14 protein-coding genes and 2 pseudogenes are annotated in these 16,362 nt (G+C 47.6%); all 16 read left to right on the forward strand.

The genetic code is table 11. The features are described 5' to 3' along the window. The first annotated feature begins 854 nt into the window (after window positions 1–854). The 16 genes and pseudogenes from GC087_RS09840 (at window position 855) to GC087_RS09915 (ending at window position 16,355) form a co-directional block, all read left to right on the forward strand. Window positions 855–1,975, forward strand: a protein-coding gene (locus tag GC087_RS09840) for an IS3 family transposase (protein WP_324030453.1) whose coding sequence is annotated in 2 segments (ribosomal slippage) — window positions 855–1,113 and window positions 1,113–1,975 — 1,122 coding nt in all. Because the reading frame shifts where the segments join, the coding sequence is not laid out codon by codon here. 813 nt (window positions 1,976–2,788) lie between these two features. Then, entirely contained in the window at window positions 2,789–3,004 is a 216-nt protein-coding gene (locus tag GC087_RS09845; protein ID WP_110269044.1) for a hypothetical protein, read from the forward strand. Window positions 3,005–3,008: 4 nt separating this feature from the next. Continuing rightward, window positions 3,009–3,363, forward strand: a pseudogene (locus tag GC087_RS25825) (RHS repeat-associated core domain-containing protein); the annotation flags it as partial. 25 nt (window positions 3,364–3,388) lie between these two features. Next, a complete protein-coding gene (locus GC087_RS09855; protein ID WP_324030457.1) occupies window positions 3,389–3,862 on the forward strand; it encodes a TNT domain-containing protein in 474 nt (157 codons plus the stop codon). 371 nt (window positions 3,863–4,233) lie between these two features. Next, window positions 4,234–5,153, forward strand: a pseudogene (locus GC087_RS09860) (RHS repeat domain-containing protein); the annotation flags it as partial. After that, window positions 5,150–5,635, forward strand: a complete 486-nt coding sequence (locus GC087_RS09865; protein ID WP_324030459.1) for a hypothetical protein — start codon at window positions 5,150–5,152, stop codon at window positions 5,633–5,635. The pseudogene GC087_RS09860 and the gene GC087_RS09865, both read left to right, overlap by 4 nt. A 731-nt stretch (window positions 5,636–6,366) precedes the next feature. Then, window positions 6,367–6,684: a hypothetical protein gene (locus tag GC087_RS09870; RefSeq protein ID WP_324030461.1), complete on the forward strand. Its 318-nt coding sequence runs from the start codon at window positions 6,367–6,369 to the stop codon at window positions 6,682–6,684. Window position 6,685: 1 nt separating this feature from the next. Further along, entirely contained in the window at window positions 6,686–7,177 is a 492-nt protein-coding gene (locus GC087_RS09875; RefSeq protein ID WP_324030463.1) for a hypothetical protein, read from the forward strand. A gap of 1,076 nt (window positions 7,178–8,253) precedes the next feature. After that, window positions 8,254–8,742 (forward strand): Hsp20 family protein, encoded by a 489-nt coding sequence (locus GC087_RS09880; RefSeq protein WP_033742122.1) that lies wholly within the window; start codon window positions 8,254–8,256, stop codon window positions 8,740–8,742. Between the two features lie 83 nt (window positions 8,743–8,825). Continuing rightward, window positions 8,826–9,122, forward strand: coding sequence for a hypothetical protein (locus tag GC087_RS09885; protein WP_033742120.1), 297 nt, complete (start codon window positions 8,826–8,828; stop codon window positions 9,120–9,122). Window positions 9,123–9,370: 248 nt separating this feature from the next. Then, entirely contained in the window at window positions 9,371–10,174 is an 804-nt protein-coding gene (locus tag GC087_RS09890; RefSeq protein WP_205958568.1) for an ABC transporter ATP-binding protein, read from the forward strand. Between the two features lie 49 nt (window positions 10,175–10,223). Continuing rightward, complete coding sequence (locus GC087_RS09895) at window positions 10,224–11,138, forward strand: ABC transporter substrate-binding protein (RefSeq protein WP_324030613.1); 915 nt, start codon at window positions 10,224–10,226, stop codon at window positions 11,136–11,138. A 29-nt stretch (window positions 11,139–11,167) separates the two neighbouring features. Continuing rightward, window positions 11,168–12,142, forward strand: a complete 975-nt coding sequence (locus GC087_RS09900) for a FecCD family ABC transporter permease (RefSeq protein WP_324030465.1) — start codon at window positions 11,168–11,170, stop codon at window positions 12,140–12,142. A gap of 311 nt (window positions 12,143–12,453) precedes the next feature. Beyond that, window positions 12,454–14,667: a type VI secretion system Vgr family protein gene (locus GC087_RS09905; RefSeq protein WP_324030467.1), complete on the forward strand. Its 2,214-nt coding sequence runs from the start codon at window positions 12,454–12,456 to the stop codon at window positions 14,665–14,667. Window positions 14,668–14,679: 12 nt separating this feature from the next. After that, entirely contained in the window at window positions 14,680–16,230 is a 1,551-nt protein-coding gene (locus GC087_RS09910) for a tetratricopeptide repeat protein (RefSeq protein WP_324030469.1), read from the forward strand. Then, window positions 16,227–16,355 carry a hypothetical protein gene (locus GC087_RS09915; RefSeq protein WP_096010432.1) on the forward strand — a complete coding sequence of 43 codons (129 nt, stop codon included), beginning with the start codon at window positions 16,227–16,229 and terminating at the stop codon, window positions 16,353–16,355. Before GC087_RS09910 ends, GC087_RS09915 begins: the two co-directional genes overlap by 4 nt. The last annotated feature ends 7 nt before the right edge of the window (window positions 16,356–16,362 follow it).

Below are 16,362 nucleotides of genomic sequence, written 5' to 3' on the forward strand. Positions count from 1 at the left end.
AGAATTAGCACTCCATGGGACGTCTATATGAATACGAATCAAGTAGTGAAAATTTTGAAAGATACACTGGCATTAATTAAGAACGAAGCCTTAATAAATGGAAAAAATAAGCTTAGTGATATCATTGAGAAATATGAGTTAACAATCCAGAAGATAGAGGATGGTACTTTGAAGTATAATGAAATTCACAATTCAGTAAAAGCCTACCTTGAGATTTATAATGATTATGATAACCCTTTGATTTTTAAGATGTCAGATGCTGAGAAAGCAGTGTCTATATACCTTGAAATATAATGATTGTCGATAATTTTAATGAGTGATAATTGTAGTTGGCTTAAGGTTATCAATAATCCGAATACGCTTAAATTGGTTGATAAATGGTATTTGAATAGGTGTTGAAAAGTGAATCCTGAGCTCAGAAATAAGTGCGAGTATATTTTGATCCTGAGCTAGAAAATAAGTCTTATGGGCTGATGAAGTAATTATTACTTTAGCGACGGCGAAAGTAATTTTCAATTTTTTAGTGTAAGGTTTTTTCGACTGGCATAAATTTTTCCAATATGGAGAGTTTAAATTAATCTTAACGAAGAAAATAGAAGTGTGATTTTTGACAATGGATTAGTTATCTCCTCAACTTCAACTAAGCAGAAGTTGTTTATTATTGACGGGCTGCGCTGGGAGGCGTGGCCTGACAATGGTGATGATACCGTAAACTATCGAGCCGTTTTTAATATAAAAATAATAGACAAGGTGATATTTACCTCATCGTATTTTTATCTCATCTGACCTGCTCCCCGTTGATTAATACACCGTGATGTTAGTAATGTCTTCATAAGCCACATGAGGACATCCCCATGAAGAAGCGATTTTCCGACGAACAGATCATCAGTATTCTCCGCGAGGCAGAAGCCGGGGTTTCAGCCCGGGAACTCTGCCGTAAACATGCTATTTCAGACGCTACCTTTTACTCCTGGCGCAAGAAGTTCGGCGGCATGGAAGTTCCCGAAGTGAAGCGGCTCAAGTCGCTTGAAGAGGAGAACGCCCGCTTCAAGAAGCTACTCGCCGAAGCCATGCTGGATAAGGAGGCACTTCAGGTGGCTCTGGGGCGAAAGTACTGACGACAGACCAGAAGCGGGAAGCCGTGGAGGTCATGTGTGAGGCAATGGGTCTGTCGCAACGCCGTGCCTGCAGTCTGGCCGGTCTGTCACTTTCAACCTGCCGTTATTCGGCCCAGCGTCCGGCTGCTGACGCGCACCTGTCTCTACGCATCACAGAGCTGGCACTTGAACGCCGGCGATTTGGTTACCGACGGATCTGGCAGTTATTGCGCCGGGAGGGCCTTCACATCAACCACAAGCGGGTTTACCGCATCTATCACCTTAACGGTCTGTGTGTAAAACGCAGGCGCCGACGTAAGGGTCTGGCGACTAAACGGCTTCCGCTTCTCCGCCCGGAGGCGCCGAACATGACATGGTCAATGGATTTTGTCATGGATGCACTTGCCAGCGGCCGCCGGATTAAGTGCCTGACCTGTGTGGATGATTTCACGAAAGAGTGTCTGACGATCACCGCCGCTTTCGGGATTTCAGGCGTTCAGGTCGTGCTTATTCTGGACAGCATTGCGCTGTTTCGTGGATATCCTGCGACGATAAGAACCGATCATGGCCCGGAATTTACCTGCCACGCGCTGGATCAATGGGCCTTTGAACATAGTGTTGAGCTGCGTTTAATCCAGCCAGGCAAGCCAACTCAAAACGGATTTATTGAGAGTTTTAACGGTCGCTTTCGGGATGAATGCCTGAATGAGCACTGGTTCAGCGATGTTCTTCATGCCCGGAAAATCATTAATGACTGGCGGCAGGACTATAACGAGTCCAGACCTCATTCATCGCTTAATTATCAGACGCCATCTGAATTTGCAGCAGGCTGGCGAAACGGGAAACATGAAGAAAAACCCACCGACATTACTAACTGAAGGTTGTATCTAATACTGGGGGCAGGTCACATCAAGGTGATGTAAATGCCACAGTAGTAAGTTGGTGCTTTGCACCTGATAAGCTATTGATGGTAGAGAAAAATAAACCAGAAGGTTAAGTTACGCGAAAATTAAGAAAGTGGTTTGAAGTGCAATCTGATTGTAAGCTTCCCGTCTATGGCCCATGGGGACACATTGATGCAGTATATGATCCACATGACAGAACAGGTATGGTTACTTGTAACTAATTTTCAGGTTTCGAAGATGTAAAGTCATGGGGGGAATATTTAAAATGGAATAACTTAAAGAATTACTATAAATAATTAAATTTCTTCTGCATGTTTTTGTGGTTTACCAATCAATACATTCATTTTTATATTTTAAGTATTTCCATTTTTCTATATACAATAATCAGCAATATATTGATTTTCTTTTATTAAATTAAAGCTGGTAGGTGTTTTTTTACATGTGACTCATTTTATAGAGATTTTTAAATTATTGATTTATTAGCTATGAATTATCATAATTTTTTGCAATATGCAAAGTTAAGCATGTTTTGAAAGTGTGATAATCATCCTTGACGTAAGCTAAAAGAATGAATGATTTTGCATGTGGATGCAATTATTATTTTCACGATTTGCATGAAGATTAACACTGACATAAGCTTACTAAATAAAAATGATAGGGTTAGGCTTCTGAAGCGTTTTCAATGTTTGATAATTTAAATTAATTGTTGAGATCATTTGGTTTCACACACTAACTGACTAGTCAAGTTGTCTGTTTTCCCAGATTTAAATGAATTTACGGATTTTTATGAATGAATTAATGTTCTCAGGATATGGCGTAGATATTATAAAAAGAAATGATGAGTATTATATTAGGTACGATAACGGGACGATTGCTATGTATGAGATAGAATCAAAAATTTCATTTTACGAAGCATTAAAAGCTCAGAAAAGTGAACGTGATGCCTATGAAGTCATTATAGCCACCCAATCCAGAGAGGGAAGAGGACGGTCTCAATTTTGATTACTCACATATAGATGAAGTGAAAATTCCGGAGATATTCTGTTCCATTGCGCCACTGATAGCACGCCAGAACTTTTAACCGACGTTGAAGGCCAGAAGACCTGGGAAGGTGTGAACAGCCCGTGGGGAAAATTGTTGCGCGAATCGAATCAACGAATTCCGGTGGTAGAGCAGAACCTGCGCGTATGCAGGGCCAGAACCTGGACCGCGAAACGGGGCTTCACTATAATTTGTTCCGTTATTATGATCCGGACAGTGGCCGGTTTACCCAGCATGAACCGATAGGGCTGGCGGGGGGGATCAACCTTTATCAGTATGCGCCGAATGCGCTGGGATGGGTGGATCCGTGGGGCTTGGCCACCGAACCGCGGTTTTGTTATCTCAGTGAAAGAGACCCTTCAGCCAGGAACTAAATTAGATCGTTATGGTGGTTGGACTGAAAATGGTGTTATCAGAGATACAGGTACGTTCCTTTCTCCAGCAGGAGCTTCTTTTGAAGGTAGGGCGCTTCCGGATTATACATTGAAAAAACCTCTATCTACCTGTGAGGTATTGAAATCTTATGAAGTTGACGCCGGTCCAGCAATCCCATGGTTTGGAAAGGCAGGAATGAATAAACAATATGAAACAGCTGATAATGTCGAAAATCTGATTAGAAATGGAGTTTTGGAAAAAATTATGAAAAATGGTATTAAAGCTCAAGTTTTGTTACATGATGGTTTTGAGAATGATTTTATTCATAAAAAAAACGTCATTATATGCCCGTATTGTTCTGGAGAAGTCGTTTTTTCAGTATATGGTTCGAAAAGTTTTAATTCGGAAGATTTAGAGTTTAAACAGTTTTACTCCAAAAAATAAGGGGAGTAAAAGAAATGACTAAGGGTTCTGGTCTTTATCATTACAATGATGAATCTATCAGCTTTTTTGAAACTCAATGTGACTCTGGAAGGCATAATCTTTTGATTTTTTCAACTTTTTCTGAGATTCAACCAGCCAGGTATATTTCTCATTTGATTGGTATTTTCCTAAAGAATTAAAATATTTATTATCCTGTAGTTGTGTGAATTTTAGATAAAATTATCAATTTTTTCTTAAAGTTAATTGTGGATATTATGATTTATAGTATTGACTATTTAATTTCCCCTTCTCTTAATATTACTCAATTTTAACTTAAATTTTCGTACTTATATAAAGCAAAAGGGATGTGTGACTTGCCACTGGCCCGACAATTACCCAGATGTATCAGTAAAACCCGCCAGCAATCGTTACAGGTAAGCCGTATAACAATGCTGTCATAATACGATTTATATGCAAGGTTGCCGTCTGCTGCATGGAAATCCACGAAGATATTTCGCTACGTTTACAGCGACAGCCAGAGCTATGAGCCACTGGCCCGTATTGATGGCGAAGAAAGTCCGGAGATATTCTGGTTCCACTGCGCGGCTAACGGCACGCCCGAGCTACTGACCGACGTTGAAGGCCAGAAGACCTGGGAAGGTGTGAACAGCCCGTGGGGCAAACTGCTGCGCGAATCGAATCAACGAATTCCGGTGGTGGAGCAGAACCTGCGCGTATGCAGGGCCAGTACCTGGACCGGGAAACGGGGCTTCACTATAATTTGTTCCGTTATTATGACCCGGACAGCGGCCGGTTTACCCAGCATGACCCGATAGGGCTGGCGGGGGGGATCAACCTTTATCAGTATGCGCCGAATGCGCTGGGATGGGTGGATCCGTGGGGGTTGATGAAGTGTAAAAATCCTTCTGAGGAAGCAACAAAATGGCAAGGTCCAAAAAACCCCGATTACCCAGGAATTGACGTTTACAAGAACAGGAAGCTTAAAAAAGGTACAATTCTCTATGCTCTTTACCCTAATGGCGACCAACAACCTGCATATGTAGTGACGTTCCCTACTGTTAATCAGTACAGAGGAGATCCGTTAGGTTATCATCAAGCATTGCAAGTTAAATTGGATCCACGCTGGCCTGTGCGTACGAAATTAAGAGCATTTTATGTAAGCGAAGACATTGACGTTGCTTACGGTAGAGCTGCAGCGAATAAAATGTATGGCGATGGTGGGGGGCATCAGTTCTTCATACCAGAGGAAATGAGACATTTATTAATCCCAGGGAAAATTATTGATATATGAAAAAATTAAAAGTTGATCTAATTACAGGTACAATAATTTTAGATGAGTTAGGTCTGGACGTTACAGATGAAGACACTTTTTGTGAAAGTAATTTCTATAAAAGCATGAATAGTAAAGGGAGTATAAAAAAGACTATTCCTCATCATTATCTAATCGAGTCAATAATTTTTTTCAATAAAGAATTTGAAATGCATATAAGGCCGATATGCTTTAACTTTCCGTTTATGGTGCAACTTATAGATAAGAAAAGTAAATATTACGATTCCTTAAGTGATTGGGATAAACGAACCAATATTAAAATGTTAAATGAATCAGTAGAAAATTTGTCAAATTGGCTTGGTTCATCATTAGAATTAAGAGAGCCAGATTTCATTTCAAATGAAGTAGTAAGGTGGGAGTTCTCTTGGGGAGATATTTCAGTTTCCTATGAGACAAGGTCATTCAACCATGGTATATACATAACATGGAATGCTGGTGAGTAATAAAAGTCATAATAACGAGTAAATTTATTTAAAGTTAACGAAAGCCAAGAGTTTGCTTTCATATAAACCTGACTGCTGGTGTTTTTAAAAGGTATCGCTAGTTCGAAATCCATAATTGAAATTTTTTTAGGCAGTATCTACTATACAAAGAGATTAATAACTTATCGTGTGAGTATTACCGGTTGTTGAAAAAGTATGTTGCTCATTTATGGGATCTGGAATATTCCGGCTCTCATGGCTATGCACATCGATATGGAGTTCTGAAAAAATCCGTAGTAATTTTTTATAGTTAAAACCAGAACCCTGTACAAAGCTCAGTAAATTACCGAACACGGGTTGGTTGAATATAAAAGCCAGCTTCTTCATAAATACCTAAGTAATCTGACGTCCGGAAAGTTACTAATTGATAGCTGAAACCTGCAAGTCTCAAAAAGTGCATGAAACTAAAATAATTGTAATTATCCATTTACCTTATAATATTCAGAACCGGTATGCCACTTCTCACGTCATGCATAACCGCGTAACCGAACTGAACGAGGGCCGCTGGCAGTAGGATATTCATACTTTACCAGTATGCGCCGAATGCGCTGGGATGGGTGGATCCGTGGGGATTGAGGCGTACATGTAAGCCTAATAAACCAACTAAACATAATGATCACAACCAAGGCGCGTTTGCAAGACAGTGGCAGGGGAGAGGCGTATATTAAGGGCGTGATACTTGGACAAATACTATGTTGAAGGAAGGTGATATTGTCTATGGTGGTGTGCCCGGACAATCTGGCTTTTATTTCGACAAAACAACTCTGGATGCCGCAGGCGGGAGCAGAGAGTCACTTTGGAAAAGTTTACAGGTGTTACCACATCCAAAATTTGGCTATCGTGGTGAGATACAGGCTTATATGGTAAAACGCGGAATAATTGTTGGAACTGGCAAGGCATTATTAAAAGATCCAGCAAAATTCGGAAATGGTGGTGGAACACAATTTTTCCTTTCTAATTATAAGGCTGTTTTAGAGCCTGTTGGAAATCCATTTAGTATGGGGATATGAAATGAAAATTAATAAAGAAGACGGAAGTTTGGATTTTGAGAATGGATTGATTATTTCCTCTACTTCGACTAAGAAAAATTTGTTTGCGATGGGTGGTTTATTTTGGGAGGGATGGCCTGAAAATGGTGATGATACCGTAAATTATCGAGCCTTTTTTAATACGAAAAACAATAGGCAAGGTGATATTTACCTGATCGTATTTTTATCTCATAATGGTGATGAGAATGCCACAGTAGTAAGTTGGTGCTTTGCACCTGATAATCTATTGATGGGAGAGCAAAATAAACCAGAGGGTAAAGTTACACGAAAATTAAGAGAGTGGTTTAAAGTGCAATCTGGTTGTAATCTTCCAGTCTATGGTGCGTGGGGACACATTGATGCAGCATATGACCCACATAACAGAACAGGTATGATTACTTGTAACTATCGTTCAGGCTTTGAAGATGCAAAGTCATGGAGTAATTATTGTGAATGGAATAAGTTAAAATTTTAATGTTGATAGTGAAGTATCTTTATATGGATTGTTTATGGTTTTCAATAAATACCATTTGTAGTTATTTTCTATTAGCTAATCTTTTTATCCTGCTATATATAATAACTATTTGCGGTATGGTGGGTTTTATCATTAATTTTAAAGTTGTTTTTTTTGACAATTCAATCATTGACGGTATTTTAATGAGATTTTTATCATGGCTTGTCGGGCGTGATATCACTGAATTACTGCAACATGGTTTCGAAATAGATGAGGTAATCGCACTACAGGAAAACTCCATACTTGCCTGTTCCACTACAGAGCTTGAGCTTTATTTTAAATAGCCTGCTGAGTCTCTTCCCTGGCAAAATGCCTTTCCGATTGCAATAGTGCTGGAGCTGGGGTTAGCCGCCTTTGCATTTAATTTGCTGATATTTCTGCGTGCTTTACTCTGCTCAATCCACAAGTACATGCGTTGATTTTTTTTATTCCCTCAATCGTCATTATTGGCGCGGTACTCACGGCCAGTTACCTGCTTGCCCGAGGCAAAACAACCGGTGTGGCGGGGCTAGCATACGTCTGTGGGACATTGCTTATATTGACCGTTTTCTATTGAGCTATGCTCAAAGTCGCTGGCTGAATAAATGGCTATATCTTACGCAGGATATCGGTTTAAAAATCATTGGATTAATGAATTACCTGTCAGGTGTTTACGTTGCCTGTTCAATCTCCGGAAAGCGGTCTGGCGTCGGATTTCTGAGAGTCTTACTGGCTGGGTACTTCAGTATTACGCAAGATTCGTATTATCGCTTCTGCCGCCTTGTCTGCACCGCCCATCATTATGCCGTTTATTACCGTTGAGTTGCATGTTGTGGTAATGCTATTGATAGATGTGTCCGGTTCAAACACCACTTCAGATCGGCGCTCAGAAAATATCAACGAAAAAGGCAAAACCATGTAGCCACTCACGCCCAAAAAAATTTCATTTTCCTCGCTTGAAATCCCACTAAATGATCCTATAAATGTCTGTGAGCAGCGGGGGAGGTCCCCACGCCGATGAGCTTTTGAATGAACCATTAATTCAGGAGGTTATCACTATGGCATTACGTAATTTTCCCGTATTTCCTTCTATCGCAGATTCTGCCTTTTCAGACCGGTTTAACCGTATCGACAGGCTGTTCAGCCAGTTGACCGGTGATGCGCCCGTGTCGGTTTCCCCCTCTTACGACCTGAAGCAGGTTGATAACGAACACTACGAACTGACCGTCAGCGTGCCGGGCTGGAAAGAAAGCGAGCTCGAAATCGAAGTGGCAGGCGGTCGTCTGACCGTGACCGGACAGAAAGAGGAGGTCAGCGATAACGATACGGAAAAAGAAGGGCAGAACAGCGGTTGGCTGCACCGTGGTATCAGTCGTTCAGACTTCCGTCTGAGCTACAGCGTGCCGGAACATATGAAAGTGACCACCGCACGCCTGCAGGACGGTTTGCTGCGCGTCGGCCTGCACCATGAGATACCGGAAAGCGAGAAGCCTCGTCGCATTCCGATCGAACACCGTACGGCGGAAGCCATTGAACATCAGGCCTAATGGCAGGTTAACGAAAAAGCGGAGGGCGCTGACGGTGTTCTCCGCGCTTTGTCATCAAGGTGCCAGAGAATCAGGAGGCGGTAATGAAAGTCATCAGCGTGCCCGAAGATCGTGCTCTTTATCCCAAACTGGTTGGCGAAACCGTAATGGCGGCAAAGTTACAGTTAGGCCGCACCCGGTTGTCGGTGAATTACAACAAAGTGCCTGGCGGTATCATGCCGGTGCTGGTGGTGGATTTCTACAACGAAAAAGGCAAACTTTACTCCCTGCGTTACAACCTGCCGCCCGATACACCAGAGCGCACTGAACGTCGATTGTCGCTGTTAATGCGGCTGATTGAGAAAGAGGCCAGTGAGGAAAAGCTGGCTGAGGCGGTGTAAAACCGATAAGTGCAACCAAAACGAAGAGGAGGTGACGATGCTCAACACACTCATGCTACATACCTCGTTGGGTGCTGGCGTGCTAGCGATGACGGCCAGCCTGTTTCACAACCGTTTTAAATAAGCCGTTTTCGTTTTCTCTCTTCAGGGTGCCGACATCGCGGCACCCTGTTTCATTCGTGCCCGCCGCTTGTCTTTTTGTGCTTCAATTGTTATGTTATAACATATCTATTTGTAGGGTGAAAAACATGCCGTCGTCCAGAGCGTTACCTCAATCCGATTCTGTTTTGCAGGTCAACATTGCGCAGTTGAACCGAACGGACGGCGAACCGCTCTTGCATCACATTCACTTCAGCGTCAGAGAGGGAGAGCGGCTGGTCATCATCGGGCCAAACGGCAGTGGCAAGACGTCATTACTGCGGGCAATGTGCCGTGAGTTATCGTCACCGCCACAGGCGATTCAGCTTAACGGCGCATGTCTGGCAACGTTTTCACGGCAACAGCTTGCCACCTGCATAGCCGTGATGGCGCAGAATGATATGCCCGATCTCAGGCTGTCGGTTGAAGAGTACGTTGCGTTGGGCCGTATTCCGCATCTAGGCGCCTGCCCGGCAGGAGTAAATCAACGGATCGTCCACGAGTCCATTGATGAAACCGGTCTTTCAGCACTAAAAACACGCCCGCTGGCTGCGCTGTCCGGGGGAGAGCGACAACGTGCTGCACTGGCGCGCGTGCTGGCGCAAAAGCCGTTATTGATCTTACTGGATGAACCGACGAACCATCTTGATCCGCTGGCCCGCCAGCAGCTACTGGCACTCATTAAAAACAAAGGGATTACGGCAATAGCGGTACTGCATGACCTGTCCCTGATTGATACGTTTGCCGATCGTGTGCTTATCCTGTCGCAGGGCGAGCAAATTGTGTGTGATCACCCGTCGCACGCGCTGACGTCGCGCTATCTCCAGCCCGTGTTCGGCTTAAACAGCTTTACCGTAAAACATCCTGCCAGCGGTAAGCGCTTACGTATTTTTGAGGTGCCCGACTGTGCATGATGCATTGAGTAAAATCGGTTTTGCCGCGTTTCTGGCCGTGACGCCAGCCATGTGGGCCAGCGCAAGTGATTTTCCTGTCACCGTCGACAGTTGCGGCCAGCCCGTGACGTTCACCTCGCCGCCTGCGCGAGCCGTGATTAACGACCTCAATATGGCAGAAATGGCTTTTGCGCTGCATCTGCAGAACCGTATTGTCGGTCTCACCGGCATCAGTGGCTGGTACAAGATGACGCCGGCCTTTAAGCAGGCCATGGGATCCATCCCTGAGCTGGCACCGAAATATCCCTCACTGGAAACGTTGCTGGCCGCGAGCCCTGATTTCTTTTTTGCTGGCTGGAATTACGGGATGAAAGTGGGCGGTGACGTTACGCCTGCTTCACTGCGTCAGTACGGCATTAAAACCCTGGTGCTGAGTGAAAGCTGTATCTTTACGCAGAAGGACAAGCAGAAAGCGACGATGGATCTGCTCTATAACGACGAGATTAAACTGGGCAAAATTTTTGGCAAGCGGGCCCAAGCCGAGGCGCTGGTGACGGACTGGAAGCAGCAACTGCAGGCCTTACCTCAGCGTCCGGCTGATACGCAGCCTCGAAAAGTCTTCGTTTATGACTCAGGCGAAGACAAACCGTTCACCAGCGGAAAATATGCCATGCCGACCGCCATCATTGAGGCCGCCGGAGGTAAAAACGCGATGGAACCGCTGGAGATGAGCTGGGGAACCACCTCCTGGGAGAGCGTGGCGGCCACGCAGCCGGATTTTATTATCTTGCTGGACTATCAGACCGGCAGTGGGGCAGAGGCACTGCGCCACTTCCTGGAAAATCATCCGCTTATGAAGCTGACGCCTGCGGTAAAACACCATCGCTACCTGAAGTTACAGTACGCTGAACTCACACCGGGGCCGGCCAATATTCAGGCCGTGGAGAAGCTGGCTCATGCGCTCTATTCGCCGGATGCACCGTGAATCGATTGCCGCATCGTTATCCAGGAATAATGAGTGCGTCCTGCCTGCTGCTGGCGATCCTGATGCTGATCAGCACGGCGGAAGGCACCGTGTCATTGTCTTTAACGCAGGTGCTGTCCGCACTCGACATGGCAGACGCGCCCGTCTCTGAAATGGTAACCCGAATCGTGATCGACCTACGGTTACCGCGCACGCTGCTGGCCGTGATGACGGGGGCTGGCCTGGCCATCGTCGGGGCATTGTTGCAAACCACCACCCGTAACGATTTAGCCGATCCGTTTTTATTTGGTCTGTCCTCTGGGGCCTCAGCCGGTGCTGTACTGGTGATTACCCGCTTTGGCGATCGGCTGTCGGCGTTAACCTTGCCCGTTGCCGCGTTCGCGGGTGGGCTGTTTTCGGCCGCCGCCGTCATGTTGCTTTTTCATTTCAAAAAGCAGCGTTCAGCAGAGCACTTGATTCTCTGCGGGCTGGCCGTGTCATTTCTGTTTGGTGCGGTGACCAGCTATTTGATTTTTTCAGGCGACCAGCGCGCGGCCAGCTCGGTGATGTTCTGGTCACTGGGCGGGCTGGGATTAGCCAGCTGGCTTAACCTGCCTTATGCACTGGTAAGTCTGGCACTACTGACAGGGTTTGTGGCGCTGCGCGGGCGGCAGTTGGATGGATTGCTGGCGGGCGAGCAAACCGCACTCTCGCTTGGTATCCACGTCAACCGGTTACGCATCGAGGTGTTTTTGTGCTGTGCGCTGGCAACCGCGTTGCTGGTGGCCCTGACCGGTGTCATTGGCTTCGTGGGACTGATGGTGCCGCACCTGTGTCGGCACATCACCGGCGTGAAACACGGGCTCCTGATTCCGCTCTGTGCGCTGTGGGGCGCCATTTTGCTCTGCGGAGGCGATATTGTCAGCCGTACATTGCTGGCCCCGCAGGAGCTGCCCATCGGCATCATCACAGCGGGCATTGGGGGGATGTTTGTGATTGTCCAACTGACGCGCGCCCGACCCTGAATGCTGAAATCCGCCGCTGAGTAAGACCGGTTCACGGTGCCTGACTCAGTAAGGTAATTTCATTATTTCATTCCGAGACAGCTGGCCAATAATGGCGAGCGATCTTCTGCAATCAAGGTATTTCCACCGAGGATTGCCGGATTGCCTGGCTTTATTATGAATGTAATAGCTATTCACACTTCTTTGCATTCGGGTAACATATTAGCCATTGTCTTATTTACTTAAACAATCGATCCGATCCATCCTAAACCTTAAAACAAACGTACTCACGAAGTCCCGCGTGACTTCAGTCTGACGTCAGGGTTCGATTTATGCTCAATCGCATTACTGTTCAGTTACCCGTTGAAGGCTTGCTGTTCTGGAAGCTATCTGGCCGAGAGGCCCTGTCTGAATCGTTTATCTTAACGCTTCAGGTTTTAGGGACCGATGCGCGTATCGAACGCAGCGCGTTGCTGGGTAAAGCCGCTACCGTAGTGGTGCCCACGCAAAGTCTGGCAAATCCACGTTACTTTAATGGCAAGATCACGCGGGTGGCGGTGAGCGCGGTAGAGATGTCAGGCACGCGTTATGCTGTTTACACGTTAACGCTTGAGCCAGATCTGTGGCCGATGAAACGTGACCGGAATCTGCGCATTTTTCAGGAGCAAACCGTTCCACAAATCGTGCAGACGTTACTCAGTGAGTATCAGGTTAACGTGGAAAATAACCTGTCGGGTAGCTATCGCAGCTGGGATTACTGTGTTCAGTATCAGGAAAGCAGTTTTGATTTCATCAACCGACTGATGGAGCTGGAAGGCATTACCTGGCACGTTCGCCATGAGGCCGGTAAGCATACCATCGTGCTCACGGATGCCACTGCGCAGTACACGCCATTTAGTGGCTATGAAGTGATCCCCTATCATCAAACGCCTTCAGGCGGTTCTACCAGTGAAGAAGGGATAAGCCAGTGGGCCCTTACTGACAGCGTGACGCCGGGTTTATACAGTCTGGACGACTACGATTTTCGCAAACCTAACGCCTGGCTCTTCCAGGCACGACAAAATCCAACATCTCCTTCACCCGGCACCATTGATGTGTATGACTGGCCGGGGCGGTTTGTGGAACATGGTCATGGCGAATTTTATGCCCGCATCCGTCAGGAGCGTTGGCAGGTAGAGCATCAACAAACCCACGGCACCGCGACGGCAATGGGGATTGTGCCGGGCAGCACGTTCCAGCTCACCAATGCGGCCTTTTTCAGCGATGTCGGTGAATATCTGGTGACTGCTGCTGACTACCAGTTTGAGGAGAATCGCTACGCCAGTGGCCCGGACAGCCAGACGATTCATCGTACGGAGTTTAGCGTGATACCAGCGGGTGTGGTGTTTCGTCCTGAGCAGAAAACGCCGTGGCCGCGCACGGGCGGCCCGCAAACGGCGAAGGTGGTCGGGCCGAAAGGAGAAAGTATCTGGACCGATCGCTATGGTCGGGTCAAGGTTAAGTTTCACTGGGATCGGCTGGCAAAAGGTGACGATACCAGTTCCTGCTGGGTGCGTGTTTCCAGCGCGTGGGCGGGACAAGGTTTCGGCGGCGTGCAGATTCCACGCGTAGGCGACGAAGTGGTGGTCGACTTTATTAATGGCGACCCTGATCGGCCAATTATCACCGGTCGCGTCTATAACGAGGCCAGCATGCCGCCCTGGGCTTTGCCCGCTGCCGCTACGCAGATGGGATTCATGAGCCGCTCAAAGGATGGATCGCCTGACAATGCCAATGCGCTGCGTTTTGAAGATAAACCCGGCGAAGAGCAGCTCTGGTTGCATGCTGAACGTAATATGGATACCGAGGTTGAAAACGACGAAACCCATGATGTCGGCAGCAATCGCACCAAAACCGTTGGTAAAGACGAAACCAGCCATATCAAGCAGAACCGTACACGGACCGTGGATGGCAATGAAACCATCTCGGTTGGACAGGACCGCAGTAAAACCATCAGCGGCAATGAAACCACCACGGTTCAGCAAAATCGTACGGAAACGGTGAAAGGTAATGAAACGCTCAGCGTTGAGCAAAACCGCGATGAAACCATTACCGGAAACCATACCACGACGGTGAAAAGCAATAACACCGGCACAGTAGAAGGGAATCAAACGCTAACGGTGATTCAGGATCGGACCCGTACGGTGCAGGGCAATGAAAAGGTTAGCGTGCAGCAAAACCGAACCGTGCAGGTGACGGGTAATCAGACACTCGACGTGACGGGTAATCGTCACGTCAGTGTCAACAGCAATGAGGTCTGTACCATTGCGCAAAAGCAGGATGTGACGATCGGCGCTGGGCGCACGCTAAGTATCACGGGGGGCGATACCCGCTTTACTCAAGGAAGCGTGGCCGACAGTGCCACGGATACGTTTCATATCAACGTCGGTGAGAGCGGGATTTTAATCAGCAATGGCAGCGTGCAAATTACGGCGGGCGGATCGACGATTACCATTAATGCCGCCGGTGTCATGGTGAATGGCAAAAAGATTGAACTCAATGCCTGACAGGGATGAGAAATGAGCACCGCAAAGAATCCCACTGAACGTGTTATGACTGAGCTGGAGCTGAGCTGGTTAACCGCCACGGAAAAGACCGACGCGGGTCTGTTTATCTGGCGCGTTCCAGCCGCAGGCGAATCACTACTTGATGCGTTCATCGCCCTTCAGCAGCATCCGGAGGGGCGTTCCGTACCCGATATATTCCTTGGTCTGTCTACGGCGTTTGAAACCGGTTATGGCTATAGCGATGCACTGACGCGTGACTTTCTTGAACATTATGACGCCACGCCCGATGCGGCACATTGGGATGGCGATGTGTTGCTGCCCTGCTACACCATTGAACAGCTTTGCGGCCTGTTACAGGACTTCGCCGATCATTTTGCAGAGGATGTACGTTACCTGGTTCTGGTGCTTAAACCCGCTGCCGTAAGTGACGAGAGTGCGTTGATGCGCTGGCTGAAACGCTGGCTGGCTTCCTCCGCGCCTGCGCCGCGTTTACTGCTGATTGATACGCTTGAACAACCGCTTTGGCAGACACTTCATGACGCGCATCCTGATCGCGTCCAACTGATTGTCGATCAGGTCGATGGCATGAAGGTGATGCATCAAACCGCCCAGCAGCAAAGCGATCCTGATACCGATCGGGCATTGCTGCGGCGTTACCTTGCCGATGCGATGCTCTTGCTGGAAAAAGGGACCGCCCAGCAGGTCGCTGCGCGCGGCAGTCTGGCGTTAGGCATTGCACAGCGGCGAGGCTGGCCTGATCAACAGGCGATGTTGCATAACCTTATTGCGGGCGGCTGGCTGAAAGGCCAGGATCACAATAAGGCCGTCGACCACTATCGTGAGGCGCAAAACGCGTCCAGCAGCGTGGCGGACCCCGTTGTCAAAGGCCAGCTTCGAACGCAGAGTACGTTTGGCGAAGCCGGTGCCTGGTTTTCACGTAAAGAGTACGTTCGGGCGGCACAGTGCTACCGGCAGGCCGCGCGTGAGGCAGAGGTAATCCCCCATCCTGTGTTTGCGATTGAGGGCTGGCGCATGACTGGCTTCTGTTTATGGCTCGCCGGACAACGCCCGGCTGCCATGGAAGCCTATGGTAAGGCCGTGCGAGCCGCAGAGAATGTGCCGCTGGCCGAGCGGGGCGAAACCACGCTGCCGCTGGTCTTTCAGGATCTCCTGCGCAGTCACGATAAACGCCGCACAGAGGCGCTTGAAGCCTATGCATCTCGCTGGCAATCCGATAAACAGCGGCTTATTCAGCAGGCCGACGCGAACCTGCCGCCTGTGCCCACCCCATCGCAGGTCCGCCAAACTGACAGCCTGCTGCAACGCCAGCTCGAGGCAACCTTTTTACTTATTCGCGAGGAGCGGGAAACACTCATCCGCAATGGCGATGACAGTTTTCGCCGTGTCATCCACCTGGCCCGTGAAAAACTGCATCCGCAGTGGAATGGCTTACCTGACATCGCCCATCCTTTTGATACCCCGCCGGGTGAATGGCAAAGCCTGCCTGCGTGGGGAAGCACTGAACCCTCAGCCACACAACCTGCAGGGAGCAACACATTGTGAAAAACCGCATCATCCTTATTGTCGTCGTCACGGTCCTGGCGCTGCTGTTCTTAAGCCTGTCCGATAGCGGTCTGGCGACGGAAGTCAGAACATTTTTGCGCGCGCTGCTGCGTGCCATTTTCTGAGGCCTGA

Source organism: Pantoea sp. JZ2, assembly GCF_035191405.1.
Taxonomy (GTDB): domain Bacteria; phylum Pseudomonadota; class Gammaproteobacteria; order Enterobacterales; family Enterobacteriaceae; genus Pantoea; species Pantoea stewartii.

Excerpts from the sequence above, each read along its gene's own strand:
- GC087_RS09870 (WP_324030461.1), top strand. The coding sequence starts at position 6,367 with ATGTTGAAGGAAGGTGATATTGTCTATGGTGGTGTGCCCGGACAATCT.
- GC087_RS09875 (WP_324030463.1), top strand. The coding sequence starts at position 6,686 with ATGAAAATTAATAAAGAAGACGGAAGTTTGGATTTTGAGAATGGATTG.
- GC087_RS09905 (WP_324030467.1), top strand. The coding sequence starts at position 12,454 with ATGCTCAATCGCATTACTGTTCAGTTACCCGTTGAAGGCTTGCTGTTC.
- GC087_RS09880 (WP_033742122.1), top strand. The coding sequence starts at position 8,254 with ATGGCATTACGTAATTTTCCCGTATTTCCTTCTATCGCAGATTCTGCC.
- GC087_RS09845 (WP_110269044.1), top strand. The coding sequence starts at position 2,789 with ATGAATGAATTAATGTTCTCAGGATATGGCGTAGATATTATAAAAAGA.
- GC087_RS09895 (WP_324030613.1), top strand. The coding sequence starts at position 10,224 with ATGTGGGCCAGCGCAAGTGATTTTCCTGTCACCGTCGACAGTTGCGGC.
- GC087_RS09910 (WP_324030469.1), top strand. The coding sequence starts at position 14,680 with ATGAGCACCGCAAAGAATCCCACTGAACGTGTTATGACTGAGCTGGAG.
- GC087_RS09890 (WP_205958568.1), top strand. The coding sequence starts at position 9,371 with ATGCCGTCGTCCAGAGCGTTACCTCAATCCGATTCTGTTTTGCAGGTC.
- GC087_RS09865 (WP_324030459.1), top strand. The coding sequence starts at position 5,150 with ATGAAAAAATTAAAAGTTGATCTAATTACAGGTACAATAATTTTAGAT.
- GC087_RS09885 (WP_033742120.1), top strand. The coding sequence starts at position 8,826 with ATGAAAGTCATCAGCGTGCCCGAAGATCGTGCTCTTTATCCCAAACTG.
- GC087_RS09900 (WP_324030465.1), top strand. The coding sequence starts at position 11,168 with ATGAGTGCGTCCTGCCTGCTGCTGGCGATCCTGATGCTGATCAGCACG.